The organism is Psychromonas sp. MB-3u-54 (assembly GCF_002836415.1).
Classification (GTDB): Bacteria; Pseudomonadota; Gammaproteobacteria; order Enterobacterales; family Psychromonadaceae; genus Psychromonas.
Genome location: NZ_PJBP01000092.1, coordinates 19,253 through 28,674, shown reverse-complemented (window position 1 = coordinate 28,674; position 9,422 = coordinate 19,253). Strand labels below are relative to the sequence as shown.

Below are 9,422 nucleotides of genomic sequence, written 5' to 3'. Positions count from 1 at the left end.
GCGTAAGTTATTTTTGTCTAGTGAAGGCGTGTTGATAGAGGAAATCCTAGCGAGTGATCACTGGGAATCCCCTTCAAAATATTGTGAGCTTTAAGCGAGCAAATTTAGTGGGGGAGTATGTCAAGGCTGTTTAATGGTTATGCACCTCAACCTTTAGTCTGCCAGAAAAAAATGACCTTTAAAACCCCTTTATTTAACAATGGATTGACGGATATAACCGTTATTTTTAGCTAATAATAACCTTGCCTGATCTGCATTCGTATTGGTTAAGATCATTACAATGGCTGTTTTACAGTGCCCGTTACATTGCAGTAAGGCCTTTTCTGCTTCTTCGCGCTGGCAATCGGTTGCTGCGACAACGATCCTTTTTTGTCGTTCGACAAGCTTGATGTTTGTTGCCTGCACATCCACCATTAAATTACCAAAGACTTTACCAGTACGGACCATCGCACCTGTGCTGAGCATGTTTAAAATTAATTTTTGGGCTGTTCCAGCTTTTAAACGTGATGAACCGCTTAGCACTTCCGGGCCCACCACGGCGCAGATATTAATATCACATATTCTGGACATCAGACTGTCGGGGTTACAGTTAATACTGATTACCTGTGCATTAATAGATTTTGCATAGTGCATTGCCCCGATAACATAGGGGGTAGAGCCACTGGCTGCTATGCCTACCAAAATGTCATTTTTATTGAAGTTGATATTCTCTAAATCAGACTGACCCGCTTGATGATTATCTTCTGCATTTTCTACGGCTTTTAATATCGCCTCATGACCACCTGCAATCAAAGCCGTTACCTGCTCAGCGGGTGTTCCGAAAGTTGGTGGGCATTCACTGGCATCTAAAACACCCAAACGGCCCGAGGTACCCGCACCACAGTAAATAAGTCGTCCCTTTTTATGGAAAGCAGCACTAATTAAATCAACCGCTTGGGTGATTGCCGGCAGTGTCAATTCCACCGCCAATGCAACTTTTTTGTCTTCTGCATTAATCACTTTAAGCATTTCAAGGGTCGATAGCGTATCAATCTGACTGCTTGCGGCGTTACGGCTCTCGGTCATTAAACTTGCTGGAGGTTTTGACATCTTTGTGCTCTTTAATTAATAAGGTGATAGATTTTTTTGATCTCGATAAATAAAGTTATTACCCTTCAATTCAGTCTTTCGATATAATATACCAACCTTCTAAAATTAATAGGTTCAATATAACATGATGAACTTTAACACCCTCTTTTTACAATTTAAAAAGTTTAAACCTGTTGATAAAATTGTTGATTTTTCAAGAGGTTTTTTGATAATTTTATTATTTTTAAGTGTTGGAAAACTAATCAGCAGTTATCTGCCTTTTTCTTTTCCAGGCAGTATTCTCGGATTGCTCTTACTGTTTTCGGCATTGAATTTGCGACTCATTAAGGTTGAATGGATAATGATCTCTGGCTCCCTGCTGCTAAAGTATATGGCGCTGTTGTTTGTTCCTGTCGGTGTCGGGTTAACCAATCATTTTGCGCTTATTTTTGACCATTGGTTTGTGATTACATTTTCATTCTTTTTTACAACCTTATTAATTCTTTTATCCGTCGGGCATTTGTACCAGTTTTTAAATAAAAAAGAGGATCTTTAATATGCTGTTTTATCTGGCGCTGCCCTGCACCTTATTAATATTTTTTGCCAGTAAAGCGTTATACGCAATTAAACCCTGGGCAATATTCCATCCATTTTTATTATCCGTTGGATCATTATTATTACTTCATTATTTTCTTAAATTAGATTATTTAGAATATGCACGGGGTACCTCTCTGCTCACCGCTTTATTAGAGCCTGCGATTGTGATCCTCGCATTACCGCTTTATCTGCAACTGCATCTTATTAAAGAAAAATTTAATATTATTGTAAGCGCCTGTTTGTTAGCCGTGTTGATAGCTTTTAGTTGTGCGTTATTTCTTATGCCACTTTTAGGGGCTGATCTGGTGACTGCTGCCTCGCTGGCAGGACAACATGTTACGACGCCGATCGCGATGGAGATCAGTGATAGTTTAAACGGGATACCATCATTAACGGCTGCGATGGTTGTTTGTGTTGGTATTTTCGGCGGAAGTATTGGCCTGGTTTTTTATAAATTATGCGGGATTAAAGATAATCAGGCGCAGGGTGTCGCAATGGGGTGTGCTGCACACGCGCTTGGCACAGCTAAAATAATGGAAACAGATAAAGTGGCTGGCGCTTTTGCGTCGATTTCACTTATTATCTGCGCTATTTTATCAGCCATTTTGATGCCTCTGTTATATGCTGTCCTTTTTTAACGAAAAAAAAACCGAAGATTAACTTCGGTTTTTTGAGTTTGGTTTATACCTAAATTACTTGAAGATGCTGCATCTTCAAGTGATTTGCGTAGTTATAAAATTAATCAGCAGCGTAACCATTAGCAGGCAAGATTAAACCGTCTAGTAGCGCATGGTTGTTTAGCATACTTAAACGACCGGATAAAAACCACTGTATGGCTAAAGGGTAGATTAAGTGTTCTTGAGTTAATACGCGTTCGGCAAGCTTTTCCGCGTTATCTTCACTGAAAATAGGTACTTTCGCTTGTAAAACAGTTGCGCCGGAATCTAATTCTTCGGTAACAAAATGAACACTTGCTCCATGTTCTGAGTCACCTGCATCTATAGCTCTTTGATGCGTATTTGTACCCTGATACTTCGGTAATAAAGAAGGGTGGATATTGAGCATTCTACCCGGATATTTATCAATAAATTGAGCTGATAGAATACGCATAAAACCCGCCATAACAATCAAGTCCGGTTGGTATTGATCAATTTCCCGGCTTAATAAAGCATCATATTGCTCGCGTGAACTAATACCTTTGCTGATAATCGCCTTATGCTTAATGCCCGCATCCTGAGCGCGCTGTAAACCATAGGCATCGGCTTTATTGCTTAATACGGCAACAATTTCGACATGCTGATTATTAAGCTCGGTATTATGCAGCTTATCTATGATGTTTTGCAGATTACTACCGTTACCAGAAAGCAGAACGACAATTTTTTTAGTTGCTAAAATAGCCATAATTGTTTAGTTAATCTCTACTTGTGCTTCATCTGCTGCTGCGTCTTCGATATGACCAAGTACCCAGGCATTTTCACCTTGAGCGGTTAGTATTTCAACTGCTCTGTCTTTTTCCGCGCTAGGCACAACAATCACTAAACCAACACCACAGTTAAATGTACGGTACATTTCTTCTGTTTTGACGTTACCATTCTCTTGTAACCAGTTGAAAATATTAGGCCATTCCCAGCTTTTACCATCAACAACCGCTTTGCTTCCGGCGGGTAATGCGCGTGGAATATTTTCCCAGAAACCACCGCCTGTAATATGAGAAATCGCATGCACAGGGCAGTTTTTGATTAATTCCAGAGTTGATTTTACGTAAATTTTAGTGGGTGTTAATAATGTTTCACCCAATGTTGAGTCACCAAAGGGTGCACTGGTATCCGCTTTTGATACTTCTAAAATTTTACGCACTAAAGAGTAACCGTTTGAATGAGGACCACTTGAACCGACTGCAATTAGCGCATCACCGGCGGCTACTTTCGTCCCGTCAATAACGTCAGCTTTTTCAACAACACCCACACAGAATCCGGCTATATCGTAATCGTCACCTTCGTACATGCCCGGCATTTCAGCAGTTTCACCACCGATAAGCGAACAGTTTGCAAGCTCACAACCAGTACCTATACCGGTTACAACGGCAGCAGCTACATCAATGTCGAGTTTTCCTGTTGCATAATAATCGAGGAAAAATAACGGTTCAGCACCCTGAACGATAAGGTCATTTACACACATTGCAACCAAATCGATACCGACTGTATCGTGTTTTTTCAGGTCAATTGCCAGACGCAGTTTTGTACCGACACCGTCAGTACCTGCAACTAATAAAGGCTCTTTATAACCTGTAGGCAGTTGGCATAATGCGCCAAAACCACCCAATCCACCCATTACTTCCGGGCGTTTAGTACGTTTTGCTACACTTTTAATACGTTCAACTAATGCTGTACCAGCATCAATATTAACACCAGCGTCTTTATAGCTTAAAGAGGTTTTTTCGTTGCTCACTTGCATTCCTCGCAGAATTTAATTTAAAAGCGATTTCGCTTTTATAGAATTTGATGGGTTAAAACAGCTGCATTTTAGCATTTATATGACAAGGATCTAATTATTTATGCATTGAATGGCTGGTTTAAGTAAATTTTCGCGTTTTTTTTAAGTCATGTCCTCTTTATTATGACATGACTTAAGATTTAATTGCTATTTGGCCCGTATAGTATCTTATTTTTGTTTCTGTTACTTTCTTTGCCTAATCTTTTCAAGATAATTTATTACGGCGCTGGCAGTTATTAGGGGCTGTTAATCTCGCGAGGTTAAATTTCGTTCAATCTGAAACCGTTCTGAATTAATGTATGAAGAATGAAGCATGGTTATTCACTGTAAACTTTAATCAACGCAGCGCAGGCTCTGCCCAGTATAAAGTGCGCACAAATTTCCGCAAAATGCAGATCAAAGATCAGCCGATCCCAGTGTAATTACGATTAAATATGATTATCAACTTGCAATAGAATTATATCTGCTTATGATCATGTTATTGTTGCTTGAATGGTAGTTATATTAATGAAACCAATGTTCGTTGTGTGTAAATTTTTTGTGTTATTTATTTCGTTCATCTCTTTCACGTCTTGCGTGTTAGCCAACCAGTTTGAAAACCTTTACCAGGGAAATATTATTGTAGAGAAACAGGGCGAACAGCAGTTAAAGGAGCTGGCATTACAGCAAGTCTTGATTAAAGTGTCGGGCAATTCACAGGTCAACAGACTGGATGAAAGCCAACAATTATTGAAAAAAACCCAAAATTTGTTATCTCAATTTGGTTATCGCAATATTGAGAATAACCGTTATTTTATGGCGGTGTTTGATCCAAGTAAAATAAACCAGGCACTAAAAGAGATGGGGCAGCCGGTTTGGGGCGAAACTCGTCCCCGGACATTAGTTTGGTTAATTGTTGAGAGTGAGGGTGAACGTAAACTTATCTCAGATACTATGATTAACGGTGATCAGGATGATGTGCTTTCTTTGGTACTAAAAAGTACAGAGCAGGAGCGCGGTATTAACTTACGTTTCCCGCTAATGGATCTTGATGATAATTTGGCTGTCTCTCTATCAGATGTTTCCGGTCGATTTTTTGATCAGATAGCCCTGGCTTCAGAGCGTTATGATGCCAGCCTGTTTAGTGTTGCTAATTTAAAACAAAAAGATGAAAAAACATGGGATTTGGAGTGGGTACTCGTCTATAACAGCCCACAATCAATGAAAAATAAAGTAGTCCTCTCTGAGCAATTACGTGGCGAGAAAAGTGTTGTTTTAAGCGATATGACCAACAAAATTGCTGATTATTATGCTGACCAATATGCAATATTGGCAACGGATGCTGATAAATTTTCGCAAAGTATTTACATCAGCGGTATCAGTTCGCTGCAGCAACATGAAAAATTAAATCAAGTATTATCAGGCATTCTGGCAATTGCATCCTATGAAGTCGTGAGCGTTGATGCCATGCAGGTAAAGGTCAATGTGAAGGTAAATGGTGGCATTAATAGTTTTGAAAATGCACTTAATGTACAAACTAACTTACAATTAGATGCTTCTCAAAGTGAAAAATTTCACTTTAACTGGCGTTAATTAGGGAACTTCATGCCGCAGGATGAATTACGTTTTCAATATCCTTTATTAGCACTCAAATTTCCTGATGATGAAACCTTTGCAAGTTTTTATCCTGGTCAAAATTACAGTGTATTAAGACAATTAAAAAATAGTGTTGTGGGTCTGGGTGAGCCAGTCTTATATATGTGGGGAGAATCGGGCAGCGGTCGTTCTCATTTGTTACATGCATTGTGTTCAGAAGTCGATGAGCGTGGCGAAAGTGTCGCCTATATTCCGCTGCGACACTACCAGGGTATGACCTTAGATATTTTCGAAAATATGGAACAGGTAACGCTTGTCTGCATCGATGATATTGAAGAAATCGCGGGTGATGAAAAATGGGAAAAAGCGCTTTTTGATTTTTATAATCGCTGGTCCGATAATAAAGAAAATCGCTCATCTGGTGCCAGTTTAGTGCTTTGCGCAAGTAATTTACCTAAGCAACTCGGTATAAAGCTTAATGATCTTGTTTCACGACTTGAATGGGGGGCTTGTTACCATTTAACCCCACTTAATGAAGAAGACAAGCTAGGTGCGCTGCAGTTACGCGCTCAATTAAAGGGCATGAAGTTGCCCGTAGATGTTGGGCGTTTTTTATTAAATCGTCTATCACGGGATATGAATACCTTATTGGACACACTTGATCAATTAGATAATGCTTCATTAGAGGCTAAGCGTAAATTAACGATTCCCTTTGTCAAAGAGGTGCTAGTCTTATAAAGCTTGGGCATAAGCACTTCAAGATGCAGCATCTTGAAGTGGTGGAAGTTGACTTTTTTCTAGCTACTCTTTTTCTTGCGAATGCTTAACCCTAATTCACGACCTCTGTATTTTGCAAAATAGATATCTCCCGTTAAGAAAAAACCCGCCAGCAATAATTCTATACTCGCCAATATTAATTCATCGGGTTCACTCATTAATATAACAATGCTGTGCATTAAGTAGAATAATGTCAGAAAACTAGACCATGCATAGGTATAAGGGTTACTCTGTAAAATACCTCTTAATGGGAATAACAGGGGAATAAACCAGATGCAGGTAACGAGCCAAGGGCTTATATTTAACGCAGGTGGAGATAACCACAAATGCCAAACAGGAATGAGGATCAGTAATCCAAAATATCCCGTTCTGGCAAGTAATTGATAGTGTCGGGTTTGCATAAAATTCAACTTATTGAAAGAGTTTTGTATGATAACGCTTATTTAATCGAGCGATGTAAAATAGCCAAAGCAGTGTCGGCTTTGACCGTATAAGGCACAACTTATTAAAATGATAACGCTTATTTAATCGAGCGATGTAAAATAGCCAAAGCAGTGTCGGCTTTGACCGTATAAGGCACAACTTATTAAAAATCATAACGCTTTATAGCCAAAACCGTTGCCGCTTTGACATATTAAAGTATTGTTAATACCGACTCGGGAGGGCGACCTATGACAGCTTTTCCATTTGCTAATACAATCGGACGTTCAATTAATTTGGGATTTTCCACCATAGCTTGCAATAAAAGTTGCTCATTGTTCTGATCTTTAAGTTTTAACGCTTTATATACGGCTTCATTGCAGCGCATCAGCTGACGAGCAGAGTCAAAACCTAATAGCGTAATGATGCTTTGCAGTTGCTCAACCGTTGGCGGTGTTTCGAGATACTTTATTACCTCTATCTTATCGCTCTGCTCTTCCAATAGCGCTAAGGTTGTACGACTTTTAGAGCAACTTGGGTTGTGATAAATTATAATGTCGGTCATTTTTTCCCTTATAAATTAAGTTGTTATAGTTTTATTAGCGGCAATTATTCGGCGGGCCAAATAGCAATATAATTTTCCAGGTTGTCAGGGTCAATGCTGCTTTCTGATATGATTTTTCCTCGCACTGAAAAACCCCCTTTATGCATAGCTGATTTACTGCCTGTAATTAAGGGGTGCCACTCTGGTATAGGCTTGCCTTCAGCTAAGCGTCGGTATGCGCAGCTTGCTGGTAACCAATGAAACTGCTGGATGTCATCCAGTGATACTTTTACACAATCGTTGACCAGTTTGAAGCGTTGATCATATTTGCGACATTGACATGATTTTGTATGTAACAGGTGACAAGAAACATTAGTGAAATGTAGCTCTTCTGTTTCATCATCTATTAATTTGTTTAAGCAGCATTTACCACAACCATCACACAGAGACTCCCATTCTGTGTCTGACATTCTCGATAGTGTTTTATATTCCCAGAATTTATTCATATTTCTCTTATTTATTAAGTTGGATCTGCAGTCTGTTTATTGACTACTAGTGATCACTTCTCTGTTACAACGATACGCGGCTCATTAATACGTTCGGACAAATAACTGACTGCCGTGGCAAAATAATATGAACGATTCCAGTGCATCAAAACATGGTAGTTATTGTATGCGAGATAGATTCGTCCATTTTTATCATCGGGGATAACGATGGAAGCATTAATATCAACTTTTGGTAAAGCACTTCCGTCATAACGTCGAACGCCTAAATTTTGCCATTCTTGAAGTGATTTCTTTTGCTTGCTCTCGGATAATTGAAGATCAAAATTATCGGGTAATATAACTTGTCGTCCCCAAGTCTCATTGTTATTCCAACCCTCTGTTTTCAGGTAATTTGCAGCAGAAGCAAAGATGTCGGCGTGGGTATTCCAAATGTCTTTTTTACCATCACCGTCATAATCAACGGCATAGTTTAGATAAGAGGTGGGCATAAATTGCACTTGTCCCATTGCGCCAGCCCATGAACCGATAAAATTGTCAGGCTCTACGTGCCCTTGCTGTAAGATATTTAGCGCTGCGAATAACTGCCTTTTGAATAATGCCTCACGGCGACCTTCGTAGGCCATCGTTGTTAAAGCGGAGATAATATAATGATTGCCGGTAAAGCGGCCGAAATTTGTTTCAATCCCCCACAATGCCACAATAAATCGCGGCTGTACGCCATATGCCTTGCCTATTTCCTGCAGCAGCTGGTAATGCTTTTTATAAGCTGCTCGTGCTTGTTCTACTTTCCAGTTGGGAACGGCTCTTGGTATATAAGTATCAAGGGTTAATTTAAATTCAGGTTGTTCTTTGTCGGATTTAACGCTGCGCTGTAAAAATTCGACTTTAGCAAATGCATTTTCGATAACATTCGAATTGATGCCATTTTTTTTAGCTTCAACCTTGATTTGTTCCACATAGTCAGAAAATGCTATTTTTTGCGGTTTTTGATCATTATTAATGTTATTCGCATTAGCCAGCTGGCTAAATAACAAGGTGCTGAAAATAGTTAGAAAAAACATTTTTATTGGCGATGAGAAGGTGATTTTTTGATCAAGTTTCATGTTCATTGGCCTGCTGTTTTTTTTTCCAGTCTTTGTGCTCTTGTAGATAATCAACCGGAGGAGGAGGAAGTTGTAGATAATAACCATTATCTGTTATTGCCGAGAGTACTTTCTCAGCCTCAGCCAGAGCAAATTTTGTCTGCAAATTAATGTTTAATAAGGAGATTAACTGCGGCGGACCAAATTGCTCCAGCAGTGGAGCCGGTACGGGAGAGAAATCATCACGTTTTGCAATAAACAGATAAGTCTGCGATTTGCGAATACTTTTATATACAGCACATAACATAATAGTAATGTAGTCCTTGACTTGCCTATTTAGATGGCAAACTATAACATGTA

At 39.3% G+C, this 9,422-nt stretch carries 12 protein-coding genes; 4 read left to right on the top strand and 8 right to left on the bottom strand.

The window, feature by feature from the left end; translation table 11 throughout:
- Nucleotides 1-189: 189 nt before the first annotated feature.
- Nucleotides 190-1,089 carry an N-acetylmuramic acid 6-phosphate etherase gene (gene murQ / locus CXF72_RS03050; RefSeq protein WP_101036809.1) on the bottom strand — a complete coding sequence of 300 codons (900 nt, stop codon included), beginning with the start codon at nt 1,087-1,089 and terminating at the stop codon, nt 190-192.
- A 124-nt stretch (nt 1,090-1,213) separates the two neighbouring features.
- Between murQ and CXF72_RS03045 the strand changes: the two genes are divergently transcribed.
- Entirely contained in the window at nt 1,214-1,624 is a 411-nt protein-coding gene (locus CXF72_RS03045; RefSeq protein ID WP_101036808.1) for a CidA/LrgA family protein, read from the top strand.
- A gap of 1 nt (nt 1,625) precedes the next feature.
- Entirely contained in the window at nt 1,626-2,303 is a 678-nt protein-coding gene (locus tag CXF72_RS03040) for an LrgB family protein (RefSeq protein WP_101036807.1), read from the top strand.
- A 100-nt stretch (nt 2,304-2,403) separates the two neighbouring features.
- Here the strand turns inward: CXF72_RS03040 and purN are convergent, their stop codons facing one another.
- Together purN and purM are read right to left on the bottom strand one after the other, a co-directional pair.
- Nucleotides 2,404-3,066: a phosphoribosylglycinamide formyltransferase gene (gene purN, locus CXF72_RS03035; protein WP_101036806.1), complete on the bottom strand. Its 663-nt coding sequence runs from the start codon at nt 3,064-3,066 to the stop codon at nt 2,404-2,406.
- Nucleotides 3,067-3,072: 6 nt separating this feature from the next.
- Nucleotides 3,073-4,113 (bottom strand): phosphoribosylformylglycinamidine cyclo-ligase, encoded by a 1,041-nt coding sequence (purM, locus tag CXF72_RS03030; RefSeq protein WP_101036805.1) that lies wholly within the window; start codon nt 4,111-4,113, stop codon nt 3,073-3,075.
- Nucleotides 4,114-4,665: 552 nt separating this feature from the next.
- Here purM and CXF72_RS03025 point away from each other — a divergent pair.
- Nucleotides 4,666-5,730: a DUF2066 domain-containing protein gene (locus CXF72_RS03025; protein WP_232784860.1), complete on the top strand. Its 1,065-nt coding sequence runs from the start codon at nt 4,666-4,668 to the stop codon at nt 5,728-5,730.
- 12 nt (nt 5,731-5,742) lie between these two features.
- Nucleotides 5,743-6,471, top strand: coding sequence for a DnaA inactivator Hda (hda, locus tag CXF72_RS03020; RefSeq protein WP_101036803.1), 729 nt, complete (start codon nt 5,743-5,745; stop codon nt 6,469-6,471).
- Between the two features lie 59 nt (nt 6,472-6,530).
- Here hda and CXF72_RS03015 read toward each other — a convergent pair whose 3' ends face one another.
- From CXF72_RS03015 to CXF72_RS02995, 5 genes are all read right to left on the bottom strand, one after another.
- Nucleotides 6,531-6,911, bottom strand: coding sequence for a DUF2069 domain-containing protein (locus tag CXF72_RS03015; RefSeq protein WP_232784859.1), 381 nt, complete (start codon nt 6,909-6,911; stop codon nt 6,531-6,533).
- A 233-nt stretch (nt 6,912-7,144) separates the two neighbouring features.
- Complete coding sequence (gene arsC / locus CXF72_RS03010) at nt 7,145-7,495, bottom strand: arsenate reductase (glutaredoxin) (protein ID WP_101036801.1); 351 nt, start codon at nt 7,493-7,495, stop codon at nt 7,145-7,147.
- 44 nt (nt 7,496-7,539) lie between these two features.
- Nucleotides 7,540-7,980, bottom strand: a complete 441-nt coding sequence (locus tag CXF72_RS03005; RefSeq protein WP_101036800.1) for a YcgN family cysteine cluster protein — start codon at nt 7,978-7,980, stop codon at nt 7,540-7,542.
- Between the two features lie 53 nt (nt 7,981-8,033).
- Entirely contained in the window at nt 8,034-9,083 is a 1,050-nt protein-coding gene (locus CXF72_RS03000) for a lytic murein transglycosylase (protein WP_101036799.1), read from the bottom strand.
- Nucleotides 9,073-9,369 (bottom strand): YcgL domain-containing protein, encoded by a 297-nt coding sequence (locus CXF72_RS02995; RefSeq protein WP_101036798.1) that lies wholly within the window; start codon nt 9,367-9,369, stop codon nt 9,073-9,075. Before CXF72_RS02995 ends, CXF72_RS03000 begins: the two co-directional genes overlap by 11 nt.
- Between the last annotated feature and the right edge of the window lie 53 nt (nt 9,370-9,422).